This window comes from Streptomyces luteireticuli (assembly GCF_041519305.1).
Taxonomy (GTDB): domain Bacteria; phylum Actinomycetota; class Actinomycetes; order Streptomycetales; family Streptomycetaceae; genus Streptomyces; species Streptomyces luteireticuli.
The window spans coordinates 3,827,690-3,848,900 of sequence record NZ_CP167927.1; the positions used below are offsets into that span (position 1 = coordinate 3,827,690).

Consider the following 21,211-nt stretch of genomic DNA (forward strand, 5'->3'; position numbering starts at 1 on the left):
ACGAGGCGGAGGACGGGCGGGTCACGGCACGGGCTCGGTCAGGGCGCGGTCCCGCGGGACGTCCGTGGTGACGGTCACCGCGGACGGGTCGAGGTCGGCCGGGGACGGCATCGCGCTGCCGGGCAGCCGCACGGCCGCCGCCCCGTGGGCCAGCGCGGCGGCGAGCGCCCGGGGGCCCGAGCCCCCCGCCGCGAGGAACCCGGCCAGGGAGGCGTCGCCCGCGCCGACGTTGCTGCGGACGCGGGCGACCGGGGCCGTCCCGAAGTACGTACCGGACGCGTCGGCCAGCAGCTGTCCGTCGGCGCCGAGGCTGGCCAGTACGGCCCGCGCGCCCCGGGCGCGCAGTTCGCCGGCGGCCGCCGCCACGTCCCCGACGGTGGCCAGCGGCCGGCCGGCCGCCTCCGCCAGTTCCTCCGCGTTGGGCTTGACGACATCCGGCCGTTCCCGCAGGGCGGCGGTCAGGGCCGGGCCGGACGTGTCGAGCGCGATCCGGGCGCCGGTGGCGTGCGCCCGGGCCGCCAGCCGCCCGTACCACTCGGGCGCGAGGCCGCGCGGCAGGCTGCCGCAGCAGGCGACCCAGTCGGCCGCGGCCGACCGCTCCCCCACGGCGGAGAGCAGCAACGCGGCCTCTTCTGCGGTCAGTTCGGGACCGGCCGCGTTCACCTTGGTGAGCGTGCCGTCCGGTTCGGCGACGGCGACGTTGACCCGGGTCGCGCCGGCCACGGGGACGCCCGCGACCTCGATGCCCTGCGCGGCGAGCAACCGTTCCAGCAGCGCGCCCTCCGCGCCGCCGAGCGGCAGGACGGCGACGGTGCGGTGCCCGGCGGCGGCCACCGCGCGCGAGACGTTGACGCCCTTGCCGCCGGGGTCGACCCGGTCGGCGGCGGCCCGCAGCACGGCGCCGCGGCGCAGCCCGGGGACCTCGTAGGTGCGGTCGAGGCTGGGATTGGGGGTGACGGTGAGGATCATGCGGCGGCCCGCACCACGGCCGTGCCGGCCCGTTCGACGGCGCGGACGGCGTCGTCGTCCAGCCCGGCGTCGGTGACGAGGAGATCGACGTCGGACAGGTCGCCGAAGCGGGCGAAGTGCTGCTTCCCGTACTTGGCCGAGTCCGCGAGCAGGACGACCCGGCGCGCCGACGCGACCGCCGCCCGCTTGACGGCGGCCTCGGCGAGGTCGGGCGTGGTGAGCCCGCCGTCCGGCGAGAAGCCGTTGGTCGCGACGAACGCGACATCGGCCTTGATCTCCCCGTAGGCGCGCAGGGCCCAGGCGTCGACGGCCGCGCGGGTGCGGTGCCGGACGCGCCCGCCGATGAGGTGCAGCGCGATCCCGGGGTGGTCGGCGAGGCGGGCGGCGACGGGGAGGGCGTGGGTGACGACGGTGAGGCCGGTCTCCAGGGGGAGGCGGGCGGCGAGGCGGGCGACGGTGGAGCCCGCGTCGAGGATCACGCTCCCGTCGGTGCCGGGCAGTTCGGCGAGGGCGGCGCGGGCGATGGCGTCCTTCTCGTTCGCGGCCGTCGCCTCGCGTTCGGCGAGGTCCGGTTCGAAGTCCAGACGGCCGGCGGGGATGGCACCGCCGTGCACGCGCCGGAGCAGACCGGCCCGGTCGAGCGCCTTGAGGTCGCGGCGGACGGTCTCGGCGGTGACCTGGAAGGCGTCGGCGAGGGAGAGGACGTCGACGCGGCCGCCGGCGCGGGCGAGGCGGAGGATTTCCTGCTGGCGCTCCGGTGCGTACATGTTGGTTTGAGTCCGTTCTCTGCCCGGGTGTGCTTGCTTGGCGGGCAGCTTACACAGGGGCGGACGCGGGCGGGCAAGGCTTCGCCGCCACATCCCACCGAGGGCTCCACCCCCTGACCCCGTAAACCGCAACGCCCTCAATTGCCCTAGGACAAACGCCCCTTGCCCCTAATACGAAACCCCACTACCGTCCCGCGCATGATCACCGCCACCCTCCCCACCCGCACCACCACCCTCCCCGGCCGTCACATCCGCCTCGAACCCCTCGCCCCCTCCCACACCCCCGACCTCTTCGCGGCCGCCGGTGGTGACGAGGACGTCTGGCGGTGGACGAGGCAGCGCACCCCGCGCACCGAGGAGGAGATGGGCGCGATCGTCGCGCACCACCTCGCCGAGAGCGCGCTCGTGCCGTTCGCGGTCGTCCACCGGGACACCGGCCGGGCCGTCGGCGTCAGTTGCTACGCCGACGCCTCCGTCGAAGGCGAGCAGCTGGAGATCGGCGGCACCTGGTACGGCCGCGCCCACTGGGGCACCGCCGTCAATCCCGAGTGCAAACTCCTGCTGCTCGCCCACGCCTTCGAGGACCTCGGCATGGGCCGCGTCGTCTGGAAGACGGACCACCGGAACGAGCGCTCCCGGCGCGCCGTGCGCCGCCTCGGCGCCGTCGAGGAGGGCACGTTCCGCCGCCACGTCCGCCGCCCGGACGGCAGCTGGAGGGACAGCGTCTGGTTCTCGATGCTCCGCGACGAGTGGCCCGCGGCCAAGTCCCGTCTGCAGGAGCGGATATGAAAGCGGATACGACAACGGATACGGCAGCGGATACGACAACGGCGCGGCCCCGCCCGGAAGGATCCGGACGGGGCCGCGCCGTACCGCCGGCTCAGGCCGCCATCGGCTCGCCCGCCGACTCCACGGCCACCGCCTCGCTCTCGGCGGGGGCCTCCTTCGAGCGCCGCGGCAGCGCGAACATCAGGGCCAGGACGACGCCGAGCAGCCCGGCGACCCACCACATCGCGTGCCGGTACGCGTCCGCGAAGGCGGTCGCCGCCCGTCCCTCCGCCACCGCGCCCTCGTCGAGCACACCGAAGAAGACCACGGACACCAGGCCGAGGCCGACCGCGTTGCCCAGCTGCTGAGTGGTGTTGATCAGTCCGGACGCGGAGCCCGAGTGCTCGCGGGGCACCTCGGCGATGACCGCCTCGGTGAGCGGCGCCACGATGAGCCCCATGCCGGCGCCCATGACGACCAGCGGCAGCGCCATCTGCCAGGGCTGGATGTCCGCACCGAAGTGGCCGACCTCCCAGATGTAGGTCAGGACGCCGGCCGCCATGACGAGGGCACCGGTCTGGAGGACCTTCCGGCCGAAGCGCGGGACGAGCTTCTGCACGGACATGCCGGCGGCCACCGAGACCGCGAGCGAGAACGGGATGCCGGTCAGACCGGCCCGCAGCGGGCTCCAGCCCAGGCCGAGCTGCATGTACAGCGTCCAGCACAGGAAGAAGATGCCGCAGACGATGCCGAAGGCGAGCTGCACCCCGATGCCGCCCGCGAAGCTCTTCACGGAGAACAGCGAGAGCTCGACCAGCGGCGAGCCGTCCTTCGCCTTCTTGTGCCGCTCGTAACGGACGAACAGGGCGAGCACCACCGCGCTGCCGGCCATCGACAGCCAGCCCCACAGCGGCCAGCCGAGCTCGCGGCCCTGGGTGAGCGGGTAGAGGAACATCACGATGCCGAGCGTGGCCAGGACGACGCCGACCAGGTCCAGCTTGAGCGCGTCGGCGCTGCGGGACTCGGAGATGAAGCGGCGGCCGAGGATCAGTCCGGCGATGCCGACGGGCAGGTTGACCAGGAAGATCGGCCGCCATTCGAGGCCGAAGAGGTTCCACTCGGTCAGGAGCGCACCGAGGATCGGGCCGGAGACCGCGCCCAGGCCGACGATCGCGCCGAACATGCCGAAGACCTTGCCGCGCTCGTGGGCGGGGAAGGTGGAGTGCACGATGGCCAGCACCTGCGGCACCATCAGCGCGGCCGTGCCGCCCTGCAGGATCCGGGAGGCGACCAGCAGGTGCGGGTCGGCCGCGACACCGCAGAGCATCGAGGCCACGGTGAAGCCGGACATGCCCAGGAGGAAGATCTTCCGGCGTCCGAATATGTCGCCCAGCCGGCCACCGGTGATCAGCCCGGCGGCGAAGGCCAGCGCGTACCCCTCGGTGATCCACTGAAGGACGCTGAACGAGGCGCCCAGGTCCTTGCTGATGCTGGGCATGGCGATGTTGACGATCGTCACGTCGACGAGGTCCATGAAGGACGCGGTCAGCACGACGGCCAGCGCAATCCAGCGGCGACGGTCGAGGGGCGGATCGGTGCTCACGGAGCTCACGGTGCAGGGCCTTCCACTTCGTTTTCCAGGCGTGTCCCCACGTTAACCAGCCACTAGGTCAAACCGTGTCCTAGTTCCCTGGCAGGCTGTGTGGCATGACCGACACGCCCGTACGGCTGCTGAATCTGCTCTCCCTCCTCCAGACCCCCCGCGAGTGGCCGGGCAGCGAGCTCGCGGAGCGGCTCGGCGTGAGCCCCCGGACGATCCGGCGGGACATCGAACGGCTCCGGGACCTCGGCTATCCCGTACAGGCAACGATGGGGGCGGTCGGTGGGTACCGGCTGGCCGCCGGGGCGGCGATGCCGCCGCTGGTCCTCGACGACGAGGAGGCGGTCGCCATCGCGGTCGGCCTGCGGGCGGGCGCGGGCCACGCCGTCGAGGGCATCGAGGAGGCGTCCGTCCGCGCCCTCGCCAAGCTCGAACAGGTCCTGCCGTCCCGGCTGCGCCACCGCGTCACCGCCCTCCAGGCCGCGACCGTGCCGCTGACCTCGGGCGACGGGGCGACCGTCGATCCGCGCACGCTGACCACGATGGCCTCCGCCGTCACCGGCCACGAGCGGCTGCGGTTCGCCTACCGCACCGGGGACGGCACGGAGAGCAGACGGCTCGTGGAGCCGCACAGCCTGGTGAGCACGGGACGCCGGTGGTACCTGGTGGCGTTCGACAACGACCGCGACGACTGGCGGACGTTCCGGGTGGACCGGGTGAGCGAGCCGTTCCCCACAGGGGCGCGCTTCGAGCCGCGCGAGCTCCCCGCCGAGAACGCGGCGGCGTTCATACGGGGCTCCCTGGCGCGGGACCGGCCGACGTACCGGCTGGTGGTGACGGTGCACGCCCCCGCCGAGTCGGTCGCGGCCCGGCTGCCGGGCACGATGGGCACGCCCGAGGCGGTGGACGGGACCACCTGCCGGCTGGACGCGGACGTCTCCGACCCGCTGGAGTGGCTGGCCTTCCGGCTGGCCATGCTGGACTGCGAGTTCACGGTGCACCGGCCGCCGGAGCTGGTCGCGCACATCCGCGCGCTGGGGGCGCGGATCAGCCGGGCGGCCGGAGAGCCGTGACCTGAAGAAGGCCCCCGGGGTGCCGGGGGCCTTCGGTGCGCGTCACGCCGCCGCGTCGAAGCCCGTGTCGTGGGCCATCTTCTTCAGCTCCAGCAGCGCGTGCTTCTCGATCTGCCGGATCCGCTCACGGGTGAGCCCGTGCTGCTTGCCGACCTCGGTGAGGGTGCGCTCCCGCCCGTCCTCGATGCCGTACCGCGCCTTGATGATCGACGCCGTGCGGTGGTCGAGACGGCCGATGAGCCCCTCCAGCTCCTCGCTGCGCAGCAGGGCGATCACCGACTGCTCCGGCGAGATCGCGGAGGTGTCCTCCAGCAGGTCGCCGAACTGGGTCTCGCCCTCGTCGTCCACGGACATGTTGAGGCTGACCGGGTCGCGCGCCCAGTCCAGCACGTCGCCGACGCGCTCGGGGGTGGTGCCCAGCTCCTCGGCGATCTCCGTGTGCTCGGGGTCGCGGCCGTTCTCCCGGTTGAACTCGCGCTGCACCCGGCGGATGCGGCCGAGCTCCTCGACCAGGTGGACGGGGAGCCGGATCGTGCGCGACTGGTCGGCGATCGAGCGGGTGATCGCCTGACGGATCCACCAGGTCGCGTACGTGGAGAACTTGAAGCCCTTGGTGTAGTCGAACTTCTCGACCGCGCGCACCAGACCGGCGTTGCCCTCCTGGATCAGGTCCAGCAGGGGCAGACCGCTGCGCGGGTAGCGGCGGGCGACGGCGACCACGAGGCGCAGGTTCGACTTGATGAAGACGTCCTTCGCGCGGGTGCCCTCGGCGGCTATCGCCTCCAGCTCCTCGCGCGAGGCGTCCCCGGGGCCGCCCGACTCCAGGCCGTCCAGGAGCTGCCGGGCGTAGACGCCGGCCTCGACGGCCTGCGACAGCTCGACCTCCTGGGCGGCGTCGAGCAGAGGTGTACGCGCTATCTCGTCCAGGTACATGCCGACCAGGTCGCGATCGGCGATCTCCCCGCCCGAGGCGCGAACACTGCTTGCCCGGTCTGAGCCCCTGGTTGCGGACTGACGACGGGCGACGGCACGGGTTGCCATGCGTACTCCCTTGCGATGAGACGGTCGCGGGATGGTGGGGGCTCGCTCCAGCGAACCCGTCCGAAGGAAAGAACGACCGGAATCCGGACAGAATTCCCCTGGGACGTCTTCATTTTTACGATCATGCAGTACCCTGTCCGGCCGCGAGCGGGGTCACAGGGCGGTGGAGACCGGCGGACGCCCTGGTCAGGCGGGATGCGCGGCGCGGTGCGCAGCCCGCGCGGGGCGGGTGACCGCCACGTCCGACGAGACGGCCGTCACCTTCGAGCGGCCGGGTTCCTGTCTGATAGACGCCGTTCCCCGGTGTCCGGTTGCGCGACACGCGCATGTCCTCCCGGTTCCGGCTCCGGCCGCGCTGATCGATTTGCCGGGGTACGGGCGCGGGTGTGCGCTGGTATCCACGGGGGGCGAACGACCCGGGGGGTGGCGAACGAGAGGAGCCCCGCCATGCCGGCGCACTCGATCCTGCCGCACCACGTCCACGACGCCCCCGGACCCGTTCCCCGCGGCGCGCACCTGCCGGCCCGGCGGACGGAGGCCGGTCCCGTACCGGACCGCAGCCGCGCCGCCTGGGCGGTGCCGGCCTGCGTGGGAGCGGTCCTCTTCCTCTACACCGTCTTCCTCTCCCACGACAACGGCTTCTCCCAGGCCGGCGGCTGGCTGCTCGGCCTGGCCGTCGCCGTGATCGCCACCGGCATCGGCTACGTCCTGGTGCGCGAGCGCAACGCGATGATCCCCGAGGCCCGGGCGCTCTCCTACGGCGTGCTCGCCGGCGTCACCATCGGCTTCCTGCACAGCGTCTCCGGCGGGACCTGGCTGCGCTCGCTGGGCATCGGGCTGGCCTGCGGCGTCCTGGTGGGACTGCTGTCCTACGACGTCTTCCACTGGAACGAGCGGCACGAGCATCACTGACCCTGCCGACGAACGGGGGCCGGTGGACGGGGATCGACGGACGGGGGACGTACGACCGCAGACCGTTCCGGCCGCACCACGAACCGGCCTAACGTGGCACGGTGATCAGCCGAACTGCACCGACCGCTTGGCCAGTCCCATCCAGAAGCCGTCAATGACGCTGCGCTGGCTGCCGAGTTCGTCCTCGGCAGCACCCAACGTGACGAAGAGGGGGGCGAAGTGCTCGGTGCGCGGATGCGCGAGAGCGGCGGCGGGGGATTTACGGGCGAAGTCCAGCAGCGCGTCGACGTCCTGGGCTTCGAGCGCCTCGCGCCCCCAGTGGTCGAACTCCGCGGACCAGCCCGGCGTCCCGCCCCCGTGCCGCAGCGCGGCCAGGTTGTGGGTGAAGAACCCGCTGCCGACGATCAGGACGCCCTCGTCGCGCAGCGGCGCGAGGCGACGGCCGATCTCCATCAGCCGTCCGGGGTCGAGCGTGGGCATCGAGATCTGGAGCACCGGGACGTCGGCGCCGGGGTACATCTCGACCAGCGGGACGTACGCGCCGTGGTCGAGCCCCCGGCCGGGGACGTCGTGGACGGGCGTGCCCGGGCCGCGCAGCGCCTTGCGCACCCGCTCGGCAAGGCCCGGCGCCCCCGGGGCCGGGTAGCGGACGCGGTAGTAGTGCTCGGGGAAGCCCCAGAAGTCGTAGGTGAGCGGCACGGTCTCCGTGGCGCCCAGGGCGAGCGGGGCCTCCTCCCAGTGCGCCGAGACGATCAGGACGGCGCCGGGCCGGGGCAGTTCGGCGGACCAGGCGGCGAGCTGGCCGGGCCACAGGGCGTCGTCCGCGAGCGGCGGGGCGCCGTGGGAGAGGTAGAGGGCGGGCATGCGCCCGGCGGGGGTCTCGGTGGTGGACTGCACGGTCGGCTCCGGTCGGCCTCGATAATGCTTGAACTTTCAAGCTCTTCGACGCTTCGACTTTAGACCGGTTTTATTTAGACTTCAAGAACTGAGCGGCAGGCGATCAGTGAGTGGAACAGTGGATGTCATGACGAACCAATCCGCACCGGACCCGGCGCCCGACCCGGCGGAGCCCCGCTGGCTCAGCGCCGACGAGCAGGCCGCGTGGCAGGCCTACCTCCACGCCACCACGCTGCTGGAGGACCACCTCGACCGCCAGCTCCAGCGCGACGCGGGGATGCCGCACATCTACTACGCGCTGCTGGTCCAGCTCTCCGAGGCGCCCCGGCGGCGGATGCGGATGACCGAACTCGCCCAGCAGACCAAGATCACCCGTTCCCGGCTCTCGCACGCCGTCGCACGGCTGGAGAAGAACGGCTGGGTGCGCCGCGAGGACTGCCCCTCCGACAAGCGGGGCCAGCTGGCCGTCCTGACGGACGAGGGCTTCGAGATGCTGGCGCGGTCGGCCCCCGGCCATGTCGCGGCCGTCCGGGCGGCGATCTTCGACCGGCTCACCCCCGAGCAGGTCACGGAGCTGGGCGAGATCTGCGGGACGATCGCGGCCGGCCTCCAGCCGGCCGGTGCCGATCTGCCCTGGCTGCGCTGAGCGGCGTCGCCTGCCGCGGGCTTCCCCGGGGATGCGCGAGGCCCTGCCGGGCCGTGTCCGGGGGATCTTCGTCATGCAGCGGCACGACGACGGCCCGTCAGGGGCGCGGGGAACTGCGCGGCCAGCCACGACGCGCCCGCAGACGAGGTCCCGGCCTCCGGGGGCAGTACGTCGACCGCGGGCCGGCGGTGGCTGGTCGCGCAGTTCCCCGCGCCCCCGACGGGCGCAGCCGTCCCGCAGTGAAGAACCGCCGGCTCAGGCCCTACCGGCCGGGCCCCCGGTCCTCCGGGCCTGGTGGACCGGAGGACCGGAGGCCCCGAACACCCTCAGTGGGCCATGACCGGAATCGCGTCCTCCGCGCCCTCCGCCTTCGCCCCCTGCGCACCCGCGCCCGCGCCCCCGCCCGGGCGGCCGGCATTGACGAAGACCAGCGAGACGAGGGAGGCCAGGGTCAGGATGCCGACGGCCCAGGCGATGCCCGTCTGGAAGCTGTGCACGGTCGCGTTCAGCCCGACCAGCTTCGCGGCCTGCGGCGACGTCGCCTCCGACGCGTGGGACTTCAGGTAGTCGGTGACGGCGCTGGCGGCGATGGTGTTGAGCAGGGCGGTGCCGATCGCGCCGCCGACCTGCTGCGAGGTGTTGACCATCGCCGAGGCGACACCGGCGTCCCGGGCCTGCACCCCGTGGGTGGCCAGGCTCATGGCCGGCATGAAGGCCGTGCCCATGCCCAGGCCCATCAGCAGCAGGCCGGGCAGGATGCCCGTCGTGTACGGGGTGTCCACGTCGATCCGGGTCAGCAGCAGCTGGCCGACCGCGGCCAGCAGGAAGCCCGGGAACATCAGCCAGCGGGCCGGGACCCGCATCATCAGCCGGGCGCCGATCTGGGTGGAGCCCGTGATCATCGCGGCCATCATCGGCAGGAACGCCAGGCCGTTGGAGACCGGGCTGTAGTGCTTGACCCCCTGCAGGTAGAACACGAGGAAGAGGAACAGGCCGAACATGCCGATCGAGGCGAGGCCCAGCGCCGCGTAGACGCCGCCGCGGTTGCGGTCGGCGACGACGCGCAGCGGCAGCAGCGGCGAGGCCACCTTGCTCTCGACGACCACGAAGGCCACCAGCAGCACCGCGGCCGCGACGAACAGGCCCAGCGTCAGCCCGGCGGTCCAGCCGTCGGACTCGGCGCGGGTGAAGCCGTAGACCAGCGAGACCAGGCCCAGGGTGGCCAGGATCACGCCGGGGACGTCGAGCTTCGCCGGGTTGCGGCCGCCCGCGGGCTCGCGGACCACCGCGGTGGCGCCGACGACGGCGATCACGGCGATCGGGATGTTCACGAAGAACGTCCAGCGCCAGTTGAGGTACTCGGTGAACACGCCGCCGAGCAGCAGACCGACGGCGCCGCCGCCACCGGCGATGGCACCGAAGATGCCGAACGCCTTGGCGCGCTCCTTGGCCTCGGAGAACGTCACGGCGAGCAGCGACAGCGCGGCGGGCGCGAGCAGCGCGCCGAAGACGCCCTGGAGGGCGCGGGCGGACAGCAGCATGACCGTGTTGACCGCGATGCCGCCGAACGCGGAGGCGACGGCGAAGCCGATCAGGCCGGTGATGAACGCCCGCTTGCGGCCCCACAGGTCGGCGATGCGGCCGCCGAAGAGCAGCAGACCGCCGAAGGCGAGGGCGTAGGCGGTGATGACCCACTGCCGGTTGCCGTCCGATATGCCGAGGTCGGCCTGGGCGGAGGGCAGGGCGATGTTCACGATGGTCGCGTCGAGGACGACCATCAGCTGGGCCAGCGCGATGAAGACCAGCGCTTTCCAGCGCCGGGGATCGGGGAGGGGGGTGGTTTCTGGCATGGAGGGGCCTACCTCATGGTGCGAAAAAGCCGGAACAGGCGGAGCTGGTGGGGGAGTACGAGAAGCGGGGGAAGCGGAAGTACGGGCGTCGTCGGAGGTATGACGAACTATGACAGGGGGGTGTGACAACCGGCCGACGCCTGCCGCCGGTTGCGGCGGAGGTCGTCGAAGGTCACCGCGTTGCCGGGCAGTTCCGAGCGGGGCGGGTTCATCAGGCCGTCCAGGAAGAGCTGAAGGTGCCGCTGGACGAACCGGTCGAACTCCGGGCAGCCCTTGCCGGGCAGCGGTCTGGTCAACTGGGTGATCGCCACCATCAGGTCGCCCAGGGCGATGTCCGGGCGCAGCTGGCCGGACGCGTGGGCCGCGTCCATCAGACCCTGCACCCCGGCCTCCAGCCGCTCACGCGCGGCGACGAGGTCCGGATGATCGTGGTCCACATAGCCCTCCAGCAACGGGCACAGCGCGCCCACCCGTTCGGCGGCGGCCGCGTGGACGAAACGCCTCAGCGCGCGGAAAGCATCGGGCTCCTCGGCTCGTGCAGCCTCGGCCTGTTCCGCGATGCGGCCCATGACCGAGAGGGTGACGTGGTGGATCAGCTCGCGACGGTCCGCGAAGTGCCGGTACAGCGTGGCATTGCCGACGCCGACACGTCGAGCGATTTTGTCGAAGGAGAAGTCGCCCCCGTCCTCGACGAGCACCTCCCGGGCGGCCGCGATGATCCGCTCCCGGTTGCGCTGGGCGTCGGCGCGCAGGCGCGGCTGGGTGGCTGTCACGGACCGTACTCCTTCATAAGCGGGGAATGGTTCCCCGTTTACGCGGGGACGTGAGGTCAAACGGGGAGAAGGTCCCCGGATATTTCCCGCTCCTTCTGTGGCATGCGTCACGCGGCACGCGGTCTCGCCACAGGATCACGCTCCGCAGCGGGCCGTCACCCGATTGCCGTACCCCCGAAGGCGTACGGGCGTGCGACGACCCAGGGTGTTAGTCAGCCAGCAGGAGGCCAGCAGGAGGTGACCGGCATGAGAACCCTGGCCATCCCCGTGGTGGCGGCCGCCTTGTTCGCCCTCACGGCACCGGTGTCCATGGCGGGCGCCCACGCGCCGACGGCGCTCCCGGCACTGCCCGACCCCACCGGACGGCGCCCCACCGGACCCTGCGCCCTGCGCTCCGCGGGCCGCACCGTCTCGGAGAGCGCCCGCACCCCCGGCGGCTACGCCCGCTCCAGCGGGACGGTCCGCGCCGTCACCCTCCTCATCGACTTCCCCGACGCCCCCGGCCGGATCAGCCCCCGGCAGCGGTACGCCGAGTTCTTCCCGGCCGTCGCGGACTTCTACCGGACGAGCTCGTACGGGCGGCTCGACTACCGCTCCACGCCGCTGCTGCGCTGGATCCGCATGTCGCGCCCGTACTCCGCGTACGGCATCCGGCGCGGCACGCCCTTCGACACCCGCAGCGACACGGGCTACCACGCGCTCGCCCGGGAGATCCTCGCCGCCGTCGACGGCTCCGTGGACCTGCGCCGCTACGACCTGGTCAACGTCCTGGCCAGCCCGGACGCCGGGCCGCCGGCCACCGAGGACGTCCGCTCGGTGACCTTCGCGGGCGCCCCCACGGGTCTGCGGACACGGCACGGCGCCGCTCTGAAGAACGTCTCCTTCATCTGGAGCCGGCAGACCGGCGACAGCCCCTACCGCGTCCTCGTCCACGAGAACGGCCACAGCTTCGGCCTCCCCGACCTCTACGCCACCGGCCGCGGCGACCGCTCCGTCTCCCCCGTCGGCCACTGGGACCCCATGGACGAGGACTGGGGGCCCTCCAACGACTTCCTCGCCTGGCACAAGTGGAAGCTCGGCTGGCTGGCACCCCGGCAGGTGCAGTGCGTCACCGTCGCCGGCAGCCGTACCTTCACCCTCAGCCCGACCTCGGTGCACGGCGGCACCAAGCTGGTCGTCGTCCCGCTCTCGCGGCGCCGCGCGGTGACCCTGGAGGCCCGCGCCCCCGGCCCCCTCGACCACACCGTCTGCCGCCCCGGCGTCCTGATCACCACGGTCGCCACCGACCGCCCCTCCGGCTCCGGCCCGATCCGCGCCGTGGACTCCACCCCGCAGGGACGCGGCTGCTACACCTCCGACCCCAACGTCACGGCGGGCCTGAGCGACGCCCCGTTCACCGTCGGCCGGCGCGCCGCCGTCGAGGGCGTCACCGTCGACGTGCTCGGGCGGGACGCGCAGGGGGGCTGGCGGATCAAGGTGACGCGGGGCCGCCGCTGACGACCGCGGATCAACTCCCGTCACCTCCCCGCCTCCGGACCAGTAACGTTCGGAGGTGAGGGCGGGGAGGTACGGACGTGACGGGCGGCATCCAGGGCGACGTACAGGGCGGCATACGGACGCGGCTGCGGGTCCCGGTCGGCGAGGACGCCGGACGGTGGGTGACGCGACGGGCCGACCGGTACGCGCTGTTCGTCGTGCACAACGTCACCTCGGCCACCCGTCTGCTGGACGTCCTGCCGCTGATCACCGAGGATCTGCGCGTCCAGTCCCTGGTGACCTGCACCGGCTCGTCCCCGTTCCAGGCGGGCGTGCCGGAACTGCTGGCGGCGACCGGGCTGCCGGTGGTGCCGTGGGAACAGGCACGGCGGCTGCCGGTCGACCTGGCGGTCTCCGCCAGCTACGGCGGCGAACTGGAGTCGTTCACAGGGAAGTTGGCCGTCCTCTCGCACGGGATTGGCTACAATAAAAGGCTCGCAACACCGGACACCGGACACCGGACACCGGACACCGGACACCGGACACCGGACACCGGACGACCGCGTCCGCGCCCATGCCCGCCCCGGCTCCCGTCTTCGGGATGTCCCCCGAGTGGCTCCTCCACGACGGCCGCCCCCTCGCCGCCGCGACCGTCCTCTCCCACCCCGAGCAGCTGGAACGGCTCCGCGCGGGCTGCCCCCAGGCCGCCCCGACCGCCGTCCTCGCGGGCGACCCCTGCTACGACCGCATCCTCGACGCGCTCCCGCACCGCGGCCGTTTCCGCCGCGCCCTCGGCGTCGGCCCGGGCCAACGGCTCGTCCTGCTCGACTCGACCTGGTCGACCGGCTCATTGTTCGGGGACGACGACGATGTCCTGCCCTGGCTGCTCCCCCGACTGACCGCCGAACTCCCCGCGGACGAGTACCGCGTGGCCGCCGTCCTCCACCCCAACATCTGGCACGGACACGGCTCCGGGCAGGTCCGCGCCTGGCTGGCCCGGGCCCGCCGGGCGGGGCTCGCCCTCGTCGACCCGCTGGGCGGCTGGCGGCAGGCCCTCGTCGCGGCGGACTGCGTCCTGGGCGACCACGGCAGCGTCGCGTACTACGCGGCGGCGGCCGGCAGACCGGTCCTCCTCGGCGCGTTCCCCGCCGCCGACCTCGACCCCCGCTCCCCCGTGGCCGAACTCGGCCGCATGGCACCCCGGTTGCGCCCGGGCGACGGCCTGCGCGCCCAGATCGACCGGGCCGTCGACACCCACGACCCGCACCAGTACGCGGAACTGGCCGCCCAGACGACCTCCGCGCCGGGCCGGTCGGCGGAACTGCTGCGCAGCACCTTCTACCGGCTCATGGACCTGCCCGAACCCCCGCACACCCCCGCCCTGTTGGACCCGCTCCCCCTCCCGGCCTACGAACCCGCCGAACGCACCGCACCGATACGGGTCCTGACCCGGCTGCACCCCGCCGCCCCTCCCGAGGTCACGGTCGCCCGCTACGCGGACACCCCGTACGAACCCGAGGACCCCTGGGCCGAGGCCGCGCACACCGCCATACCCGAGGACACCCGTGACAGCGGGCTGCTCACCCTGGCCGACGTGATCGTCCGCACCGCCCCCGAGGACGATCCCCGGCTCGGCCCGCCCGCCGCCTGGACCGCCGAGGTGCTCGCCCGCCACCCCCACTGCGGACTCGCCGCGTATGTCACCGGCCCCGGCCGGTGCACCGTCCGCACCCGCGCCGGCGACCTGCTGCGGCTGACCGCCGCGCCCGGCCCGGACGGCAGGCCCGACCTCTGCGACCCGGCGGCGTACGCGTCGGCGGTGTACGCGTGGACGGGCGGCGGCGGGAAGGCGCTCGGGGAGGGGGACGGGGAACTGGTGGTGCTGACGGGCCGGACACGGCACCGGGTCGCGGTGGAGCGGCTCGCGGGCTAACCGCACTCCGCCAGGCGCTCCCGCACCCGGGCCACGCCCACCTCGTCCCCGCCCTTCGCGTACAGCTCCTCCGCCCTCCGCAGGAACGACGCCCGCTCCTGCGCGTCCTCCGCGCACCGCGCGCGCAGTTCGGCCGCGTCCGCGTGCTGGAGCTCCGCGCCCTCCCGGTCCATCACCTCCAGGGCGTCGTCGAGACAGACCCGGGCCGCCGCCGCGTCCCCCGCGCCCAAGTGCGTCTCGCCCAGGCTCATATAGACCCGGCCCTCGTTGTACAGGTCCGGTACGGGCAGTGCGCGGAACATCGCCAGGGCCGCGTTCAGCCGGGCCGCGGCCTCGGCGAAGCGGCCCCGGCCGCGCAGGGCGCGCCCGATGTGGTCCTCCAGCAGCGCCAGGCCGCGCGGCACGTCGTCCGCCCCGTCCTCGTCCGGTCCGATCTCCCGCCAGAACCCCTGTGCGGCGCGGAAGCACTCCTCCGCCTCCCGCCACCTCCACTCGCGCAGCCGCAGCAGCCCCCGCGCCTCGGCGGCAGTGGCCAGGCCCCTCCGGTGCCCGGCCGCCGCCTCCGCCGCCACCGCCTCGTCCAGCGCGGCCCCGGCCTCGTCCCACGCGCCCCGGCCCATGTGCCCGAAGGCCGACTGGACGAGCATCCGGCCCAGGAAGCGGGGATCGCCCGACCCCTCCTCCACCAGGCGGCGGGCCGCCTCGATGCCCAGCCGGTGGCCGTCGATCCACTGGTCGTGGAAGCCCAGCCGCAGGTGCAGCGCCCAACTCGCCTGGCAGAGCCGGCACACCAGCTCGTCGGCCCCGACGGACTCGGCGGCGCGGACGGCCGCCGAGACGCCCTCCCGCTCGCGCCGCAGGGCGGCGAGCGCGTCCCGCGCGTCGTGCCGGTCGCGGACCGCCGGCAGCGCAAGCCCCTCGTAGTCCCGGCCGAGCCGCCAACGCCCGGGCATCACCCGGAAGTCGGCGGCCACGGCGAACTCCAGGTACCAGCCGGCCGCCCGGCGCACGGCGCGGTTCCGGTCCGCCGGGCTCTCCACCTCCCGGGCCCACCGCTCGGCGTGCTCGCGCACCAGGTCGTGGAAGCGGTAGCGCTCCTCCCCCACCTCCTCCAGGAGGTGCACCCCGGCGAGCTCCTCCAGCAGCACCCGCGCCGCGCCCTCGGTCGTCCCGGCCGCCCGGGCCGCCGCGCCCGGACCGATGCCGGGCCAGGGCCAGCCGGCCAACAGCCGGTAGAGCCGGGCCGCTTCGGGGCTCAGCTCGCGGTACGAAAGGTCATGGCTGCGCCGGACGCCGTCGTCCGCCCCCAGGTCGTGTCGCACCCCCTCGTCGTTCCCCGACAAGCGGCTCCCGACCGTCTCCCAGCTGAGGTGCCGGCGCGCGCCGAGGAGCGAACCGGCGCCGCAGAGCGCCAGCGGCACACCTGCGCAACCCCGCGCCACGGCCACCGCACCCGCCGCGTCCCGTGCCACGGGCCGCCGGCCGGCCGCCGCCACCACCCGTTCGAGGAGCAGGACGGCGTCCTCCTCGGCCAGGGGGTCCAGCACGAAGAACCGCGCCCCCGGGTCACCGGCCAGCCCGCTCAGCCGGTGCCGGCTGGTCACCAGGACCAGGGACCCGGCAGCCGCCGGGACCAGCGCCCTGACCTGCGCCTCGGACCGCGCGTCGTCGAGCAGGACGAGCAGCCGCCGGTCGGCGGTCAGTTCGCGGTAGCGGCCGCGCTGCCGCGTCAGGTCGGAGGGGATCGCGGCGGCGGGCTCCCCGAGCTGGGCCAGCAGCTCGGCCAGCACGTCGGACGGGGTCGCCCCGCCGCCGAGCCGTACGTACAACTGCCCGTCCGGGAACCGCTCCACGAGCCGGTGCCCGCAGTGCACGGCGGTGGCCGACTTGCCGATCCCGCCCGGCCCGCAGACCACGGCGACGGTCGCACCGCCCGTCCGCCGCTCCTCCAGCAGCTCCACGAGGCCGGCCAGGACGTCGTCCCGGTCGGTGAACACGCCCTTGTCCGCCGGCAGCATCCGCGGCACCGGCGCGTCCCCCGGCGCCGCGCGCAGCAGTTCCACCTCCCGCATCCATCGGAGCAGGGCGTCCGCGTACTCGGGACGGTCCAGGGCGCGTGCCCGCAGTTCCTCGGCGACCCGGGCCTGGTCATCGGCGGTGACCGGCAGCGCATCCGCGCCCTCGGCCCCCTCCCGTCTCAGCAGTCCGACGAGCCCCTCGACAGCCCTACGCCCCATCTCTCCGGCCGCCCCGCTCAACGCGGCCGACACCGCCGTCTCCACAGCCGTGCGCACGGCCTCCCAGCCGATCGCCCCGAGCCCCACAAGCCCCTCCCCAACTCGACCGGCCGCCCACGCTATCGGGGGACTTCTCCGAACGTCACCAACCTGCCCGACATGCAGTCATGGACGGCTCCGCCCAGCCGGGCAGGGAGCGCAGCACGGCGGCGCGCTGCCGCACGAGCGCGATCTGCTGCCCCCCCCGGCGAAATCGTCGCGCCGCGCGGACAGTTGCCCGGGGTGCTTGCGGTAGCGCAGCGTGGGCGCGTCCACGAGCACGCCCTCGGCCGTCGCGGAGGCCGCCATCAGCAGACCGGTGTCTTCCATGCCGTGCAGTGCGGACCATCCGCCGAGCGCCAGCAGCAGACCGCGCCGCCACATGACCCCCGCCGGGTGCACGGGCAGCTGGTATCCCTCCTGCCCCGTGGACCAGGCGTCGAGAAGAGCACCGCGCGGCAACGTCCCGGCGTGCACGGGAAGTTCGTACCGACGCAGACCACCGCCCGGCAGCAGGTCCCTGGCATGTCCTACGGCAAAACCGGCGCGAGGCCGCTCGCCCAGGGCTCCGGCCAGGAGAGCGAGAGCATCCGGCTCCAACTCGTCGTCCGCGTCGGCATTCTGGACGAACTCGGCCTCCGCTCGTCCGAGGGCCACGTTGCGCGTGACGGCCGGGCCCTCGCCGGTGCCGTTGGCCGCGACGTCCACCCGGCCGTCCCGGGCCGCGCCGCACTCCGCGAGTGCCCGCAGCACGGCGTCCTGCGGACCGTCTATCTGCACGAGCCAGCCCCAGTCGCCATGGCTCTGCCGCCGCAGCGACTCCCAGGCGGCGGGGAGGAACGCGGCGTGGGGCGCGTGGACGGCCGTCACCACGTTCACCAGCATGATCCGCATGATATGGCCCCGGGATCGACGTGAACATGATAGGCAGAGGCGGATGCGACAACCCTGGGGGGAACCATGGATTCCGCGTCGGTCACGGCACGGTTGGACGCGGTCTCCGCGTCCGACTCACGCCAACTGGACCGCGTCTGCGAGGAGGTGGCCGCGGCCCTCGTCCGCGACGCCGTCGAACCGCCCTTCGACGTCGACTCCGCCGACTTCGCCACCGACCCGTACCTGATCTGCGCCGACCGCTACTGGCGGCTGCGCTTCCTGGCCCTGCCCGGCATCCGCACCGCCGCCGAGTGCGCCGTCTGGCTCGGCGCGCACGTCACGGCCGCGCACCGCACCGAGGTGCGCGAGAAATGGAGCCTGGGCTACGCCTTCATCACCAAGGACACCGTCGAGTCGCCCCGCGAACTGGCCGAGGCGGCCGAGCCGATCGTGGCCCGGGACTCGCCGTCCGGCGACATCGCGTACTTCGCCACCCTCTACCACGCGGGCAAGCTCCGCTCGAACTTCGCCGCCGGAGAACTCCACCAGTTCCTCGACTCCTCCCTCCTCGCCCTCGCCGCCGGGCGGCACCGGCAGGACCCCCTCTTCACCGCCCTGCGCGCGTTCGCGGCCTTCGCCGACGCGGCCATCACCACCGAGTACGCGACCACACTGCTGGACGAGGCGTGGAACACCCCGCGCCGCACCCGCCACGTCGTCGACATCTGCCTCAACGGAATCCAGATGGCGGCCCCCTTCGAAGGCCAGGGCACCCTGCTCCGCGACCGCGCCGAGGAAGCCGTACGGGCCTTCCCCCACGACCACATGTTCCACTTCCGCCTGGCCTGCGGGGAGCACGAGACCGGCCACCACGACGCGGCCCTGACCCGTATCGACCAGGCCCTGCGCCTCCTCCCCGCCATCGGCACCCGCGGCAGCCACGAGCTGCTCCAGGGCCAGTATCTGCGCAAGCGCGACGACATCCTGGCGGCCAGGTCCCGCGCCCTGCTCGACGCGGAACACGCCCGCCGGCTCGCCGAACGCGAGGCCGAGCACCAGCGCCGCTGGGAACGCCTGGAGGCGGACCTCCGCGAACGCGAGGAGCGCCAGTCCCGTTCCCACCAGGCCCTCCAGGAAACCGCCCGCGCCAACGCCGTCCGCGCCGTCGAACTGGTCGCCGTCTTCACCGCCGCCATCGCCTTCGCCGTCGGCTCCCTCCAGATCACCCTCAACGGCACCCTCTCCCTCCACGACCGCCTCTGGCTCATCGCCGAGCTCTGCGCCGGCCTCGCCCTCTTCTCCCTCCTGGTGATCGGCGGCACCTGGCTGATCACCCGCCCCCGCCCCTGACCCACCCCTGTGGCCCGGACCACCCGATCTCCCCGCCACCCCCGGAACCCGGTAGGCTGACCCCGGATCCCGTCCACGGACCGGGTCCTTGCCTCCGTAGCTCAGGGGATAGAGCACCGCTCTCCTAAAGCGGGTGTCGGCAGTTCGAATCTGCCCGGGGGCACGCGGCGAAGGGCCGGTTCAAGGGTTTGATCCCCTCGAACCGGCCCTTCTGCATGATCACGGCCGTGCCGCGCACGTGTCGTACCGAGGGCACCTTGAGATGCCTCCTCGCGACCGGGGCGCAGGCGGTGAGCCGGCTCAGGGTTTCAGCCAGATGCGGCGGTACCGGGCGGCGGAGAAGACCTGTCCGACCTGCTCCGGAGTGAGGGTGCCGGTGAGAGAGCCAAGGGCCGCCACTTCTCGTTCCCGGTAGATCCGCACGGTGTGCTGCGTGGCAGCGCGCTCCAGGGACGCGACGCCCACGAAGACGAGAACCGGTTCAACGGGGACGGCGAAACCGCAATGCCGCTGCAGTACACCTTGGACATAGGCCGCCTCCGCCCTGCTCGCGGCAGCGTACGGGGCCGGCTTCCCTCCATTGACCTTGGCCATGGCGTCGCCGACCCAGACCGAGGCGCCCCGATGCGTCTTGGTATTGATGCTGAACACCCCACCGGGGCCGATCAGTAAGTGATCGATATCGCCACCGTTGTTCTTCGGCACGCCGTGCAGGACGCGCCATCGTTTCGGAGCCAGCCGTTCCAGCTCACGGCCCACCTGTCGTTCACCGTCGAGGCCGGTGTACCAGCTGTCCCACTCCGACGGGCGGCGCAGGGCCTTCGCCCAAAATCGCCGGGCCGGGGAAGGGCCTCGCTCGGCGATGAGCCCGAGCAGACCCGCACCGGGGCGGTTCCTGGCCAGGTCCTCGCTGGGAGGAGGGGCGGAGAGTCCTGTCGGGGGCGCTTGGGGAGGCGGGTTGCTCGGCGTACTCGGGCGCCTGTCGGGCCGGGCCACAGACGGCAAGGGCGCGGAGTCGAACCCGATCTCGTCACCGAGGTGTTGGCGCAGCAGGGCCAACGCTTCGTTCCGGTACTTCTGGACCTTGATCGTGACCTCTTTCGTCGGCCGGTCCGCCCATGCGACGGCGGTCCCGTCCGGGAGGTTCACATAGAGCCGGTCCATACCGTGCCGCTTCCACGGTTTCACTGTCAGATCGCTCATGGCCCGCCCCCCGGCCCGCCAAATGTGCCTTCCCCATGCATATGGCAGCAGTAAGTCATCAAACCGACAAGAGCACCCGGCCAACATGGCCTGTTAAGGGTTTCGCGCTCTACCTGTGGCGGCATGCGCCGAACGGCCGCGTTCCCCTCCCCGTCGATTACCGCCGGGAGTCCCCTTTCGCGCAGGATGGCCGTATGACCGAGATCCACACCCCCCGCCTCCTCCTCCGGCGCTGGCACGACGACGACATCGCCTTCATGGCGGAGATCAACGCGGACCCCCGGGTCATGCGCCGGGTCGACGACGGCTCGACGCGCGACCTGGACGCCACCGCCGAGGACATCGAGCGGTGGGAGGAGGAGTGGGACGAGGAGGGCTTCGGGCTCTTCGCCGTGGAGTTGCTGGGCTCGGGCGAGCTGATCGGGTTCACGGGGCTGTCCGTGCCGGAGTTCCTGCCGGAGGTGCTGCCCGCCGTGGCGATCAGCTGGCGGCTGGGGTCGCAGTTCTGGGGGCAGGGGTACGCGTCCGAGGCGGCCCACGCCACGCTGGAGTTCGCCCTCCAGGACCGTGGGCTCGACCGTGTCATCAGCATCAGCAGGCTGGGCGACACGGCCTCCGCGAACATCGCCGACAAGCTCGGCATGGAGCCGGAACGGGAGACGGTGCACCCGGTGCACGGCTTCCCGCTGGTCGTGCACAGCATCGACCTCACCGAGTTCGAGGCCTGAGCGGAAAGGGCGCGGCCGGTCAGCGCATCCAGGCCGGTGAGTCGATTCCCCAGAACTCGTTGAGGCCGAGGCA

At 73.1% G+C, this 21,211-nt stretch carries 18 protein-coding genes and 1 tRNA gene; 9 read left to right on the forward strand and 10 right to left on the reverse strand.

The window, feature by feature from the left end; genetic code table 11:
- Nucleotides 1-21: 21 nt before the first annotated feature.
- Nucleotides 22-969: a 1-phosphofructokinase gene (gene pfkB / locus AB8735_RS16805; protein WP_344023189.1), complete on the reverse strand. Its 948-nt coding sequence runs from the start codon at nucleotides 967-969 to the stop codon at nucleotides 22-24.
- Entirely contained in the window at nucleotides 966-1,736 is a 771-nt protein-coding gene (locus tag AB8735_RS16810; protein WP_372408200.1) for a DeoR/GlpR family DNA-binding transcription regulator, read from the reverse strand. The genes pfkB and AB8735_RS16810 overlap by 4 nt, the downstream gene beginning before the upstream one ends.
- A gap of 198 nt (nucleotides 1,737-1,934) precedes the next feature.
- Between AB8735_RS16810 and AB8735_RS16815 the strand changes: the two genes are divergently transcribed.
- Nucleotides 1,935-2,525: a GNAT family N-acetyltransferase gene (locus AB8735_RS16815; RefSeq protein WP_372408202.1), complete on the forward strand. Its 591-nt coding sequence runs from the start codon at nucleotides 1,935-1,937 to the stop codon at nucleotides 2,523-2,525.
- Nucleotides 2,526-2,616: 91 nt separating this feature from the next.
- Here the strand turns inward: AB8735_RS16815 and AB8735_RS16820 are convergent, their stop codons facing one another.
- Nucleotides 2,617-4,107: an MFS transporter gene (locus AB8735_RS16820; protein WP_372408203.1), complete on the reverse strand. Its 1,491-nt coding sequence runs from the start codon at nucleotides 4,105-4,107 to the stop codon at nucleotides 2,617-2,619.
- 104 nt (nucleotides 4,108-4,211) lie between these two features.
- Here AB8735_RS16820 and AB8735_RS16825 point away from each other — a divergent pair, with 104 nt between their 5' ends.
- Complete coding sequence (locus AB8735_RS16825; RefSeq protein WP_372408204.1) at nucleotides 4,212-5,177, forward strand: helix-turn-helix transcriptional regulator; 966 nt, start codon at nucleotides 4,212-4,214, stop codon at nucleotides 5,175-5,177.
- Nucleotides 5,178-5,219: 42 nt separating this feature from the next.
- Here the strand turns inward: AB8735_RS16825 and AB8735_RS16830 are convergent, their stop codons facing one another.
- Nucleotides 5,220-6,218, reverse strand: a complete 999-nt coding sequence (locus tag AB8735_RS16830; RefSeq protein WP_372408206.1) for an RNA polymerase sigma factor RpoD/SigA — start codon at nucleotides 6,216-6,218, stop codon at nucleotides 5,220-5,222.
- Nucleotides 6,219-6,665: 447 nt separating this feature from the next.
- On the opposite strand from AB8735_RS16830, the gene AB8735_RS16835 reads away from it, so the two are divergent.
- Entirely contained in the window at nucleotides 6,666-7,130 is a 465-nt protein-coding gene (locus AB8735_RS16835; RefSeq protein ID WP_344023177.1) for a hypothetical protein, read from the forward strand.
- A gap of 105 nt (nucleotides 7,131-7,235) precedes the next feature.
- On the opposite strand, the gene AB8735_RS16840 is transcribed toward AB8735_RS16835, so the two are convergent.
- Nucleotides 7,236-7,994, reverse strand: a complete 759-nt coding sequence (locus AB8735_RS16840) for a dioxygenase (RefSeq protein ID WP_372411862.1) — start codon at nucleotides 7,992-7,994, stop codon at nucleotides 7,236-7,238.
- A gap of 160 nt (nucleotides 7,995-8,154) precedes the next feature.
- Here AB8735_RS16840 and AB8735_RS16845 point away from each other — a divergent pair, with 160 nt between their 5' ends.
- On the forward strand, nucleotides 8,155-8,673 hold the full coding sequence (locus AB8735_RS16845; protein ID WP_344023175.1) for a MarR family transcriptional regulator: 519 nt from the start codon (nucleotides 8,155-8,157) through the stop codon (nucleotides 8,671-8,673).
- A gap of 326 nt (nucleotides 8,674-8,999) precedes the next feature.
- Here the strand turns inward: AB8735_RS16845 and AB8735_RS16850 are convergent, their stop codons facing one another.
- Both AB8735_RS16850 and AB8735_RS16855 read right to left on the reverse strand, forming a co-directional pair.
- Nucleotides 9,000-10,523, reverse strand: coding sequence for an MFS transporter (locus AB8735_RS16850; RefSeq protein WP_344023173.1), 1,524 nt, complete (start codon nucleotides 10,521-10,523; stop codon nucleotides 9,000-9,002).
- 107 nt (nucleotides 10,524-10,630) lie between these two features.
- Entirely contained in the window at nucleotides 10,631-11,296 is a 666-nt protein-coding gene (locus tag AB8735_RS16855) for a TetR/AcrR family transcriptional regulator (protein WP_344023171.1), read from the reverse strand.
- A 246-nt stretch (nucleotides 11,297-11,542) separates the two neighbouring features.
- Between AB8735_RS16855 and AB8735_RS16860 the strand changes: the two genes are divergently transcribed.
- Together AB8735_RS16860 and AB8735_RS16865 are read left to right on the forward strand one after the other, a co-directional pair.
- Nucleotides 11,543-12,793: a M6 family metalloprotease domain-containing protein gene (locus tag AB8735_RS16860; protein ID WP_344023169.1), complete on the forward strand. Its 1,251-nt coding sequence runs from the start codon at nucleotides 11,543-11,545 to the stop codon at nucleotides 12,791-12,793.
- Nucleotides 12,794-13,373: 580 nt separating this feature from the next.
- Nucleotides 13,374-14,705, forward strand: a complete 1,332-nt coding sequence (locus AB8735_RS16865; RefSeq protein ID WP_372408209.1) for a hypothetical protein — start codon at nucleotides 13,374-13,376, stop codon at nucleotides 14,703-14,705.
- Here AB8735_RS16865 and AB8735_RS16870 read toward each other — a convergent pair.
- Nucleotides 14,702-17,029, reverse strand: a complete 2,328-nt coding sequence (locus tag AB8735_RS16870) for an NB-ARC domain-containing protein (RefSeq protein ID WP_372408210.1) — start codon at nucleotides 17,027-17,029, stop codon at nucleotides 14,702-14,704. The genes AB8735_RS16865 and AB8735_RS16870 overlap by 4 nt on opposite strands.
- Before the next feature lie 78 nt (nucleotides 17,030-17,107).
- Entirely contained in the window at nucleotides 17,108-17,866 is a 759-nt protein-coding gene (locus tag AB8735_RS16875; RefSeq protein WP_372408211.1) for a glycosyltransferase, read from the reverse strand.
- Between the two features lie 75 nt (nucleotides 17,867-17,941).
- Here AB8735_RS16875 and AB8735_RS16880 point away from each other — a divergent pair, with 75 nt between their 5' ends.
- Both AB8735_RS16880 and AB8735_RS16885 read left to right on the forward strand, forming a co-directional pair.
- Complete coding sequence (locus tag AB8735_RS16880) at nucleotides 17,942-19,207, forward strand: hypothetical protein (RefSeq protein WP_372408214.1); 1,266 nt, start codon at nucleotides 17,942-17,944, stop codon at nucleotides 19,205-19,207.
- Nucleotides 19,208-19,297: 90 nt separating this feature from the next.
- Nucleotides 19,298-19,370: transfer RNA gene (locus AB8735_RS16885), tRNA-Arg, on the forward strand.
- 137 nt (nucleotides 19,371-19,507) lie between these two features.
- Here AB8735_RS16885 and AB8735_RS16890 read toward each other — a convergent pair.
- Nucleotides 19,508-20,356, reverse strand: coding sequence for a nuclease-related domain-containing protein (locus AB8735_RS16890; protein ID WP_372408217.1), 849 nt, complete (start codon nucleotides 20,354-20,356; stop codon nucleotides 19,508-19,510).
- 248 nt (nucleotides 20,357-20,604) lie between these two features.
- Here AB8735_RS16890 and AB8735_RS16895 point away from each other — a divergent pair, with 248 nt between their 5' ends.
- Complete coding sequence (locus AB8735_RS16895; RefSeq protein WP_372408219.1) at nucleotides 20,605-21,138, forward strand: GNAT family N-acetyltransferase; 534 nt, start codon at nucleotides 20,605-20,607, stop codon at nucleotides 21,136-21,138.
- The last annotated feature ends 73 nt before the right edge of the window (nucleotides 21,139-21,211 follow it).

Coding starts and splice junctions, on each gene's coding strand:
- AB8735_RS16860 (WP_344023169.1), top strand. CDS start 11,543: ATGAGAACCCTGGCCATCCCCGTGGTGGCGGCCGCCTTGTTCGCCCTC.
- AB8735_RS16840 (WP_372411862.1), bottom strand. CDS start 7,994: ATGCCCGCCCTCTACCTCTCCCACGGCGCCCCGCCGCTCGCGGACGAC.
- AB8735_RS16845 (WP_344023175.1), top strand. CDS start 8,155: ATGACGAACCAATCCGCACCGGACCCGGCGCCCGACCCGGCGGAGCCC.
- AB8735_RS16830 (WP_372408206.1), bottom strand. CDS start 6,218: ATGGCAACCCGTGCCGTCGCCCGTCGTCAGTCCGCAACCAGGGGCTCA.
- AB8735_RS16875 (WP_372408211.1), bottom strand. CDS start 17,866: ATGCTGGTGAACGTGGTGACGGCCGTCCACGCGCCCCACGCCGCGTTC.
- AB8735_RS16835 (WP_344023177.1), top strand. CDS start 6,666: ATGCCGGCGCACTCGATCCTGCCGCACCACGTCCACGACGCCCCCGGA.
- AB8735_RS16825 (WP_372408204.1), top strand. CDS start 4,212: ATGACCGACACGCCCGTACGGCTGCTGAATCTGCTCTCCCTCCTCCAG.
- AB8735_RS16865 (WP_372408209.1), top strand. CDS start 13,374: ATGTCCCCCGAGTGGCTCCTCCACGACGGCCGCCCCCTCGCCGCCGCG.
- pfkB (WP_344023189.1), bottom strand. CDS start 969: ATGATCCTCACCGTCACCCCCAATCCCAGCCTCGACCGCACCTACGAG.
- AB8735_RS16895 (WP_372408219.1), top strand. CDS start 20,605: ATGACCGAGATCCACACCCCCCGCCTCCTCCTCCGGCGCTGGCACGAC.
- AB8735_RS16810 (WP_372408200.1), bottom strand. CDS start 1,736: ATGTACGCACCGGAGCGCCAGCAGGAAATCCTCCGCCTCGCCCGCGCC.
- AB8735_RS16850 (WP_344023173.1), bottom strand. CDS start 10,523: ATGCCAGAAACCACCCCCCTCCCCGATCCCCGGCGCTGGAAAGCGCTG.
- AB8735_RS16880 (WP_372408214.1), top strand. CDS start 17,942: ATGGATTCCGCGTCGGTCACGGCACGGTTGGACGCGGTCTCCGCGTCC.
- AB8735_RS16815 (WP_372408202.1), top strand. CDS start 1,935: ATGATCACCGCCACCCTCCCCACCCGCACCACCACCCTCCCCGGCCGT.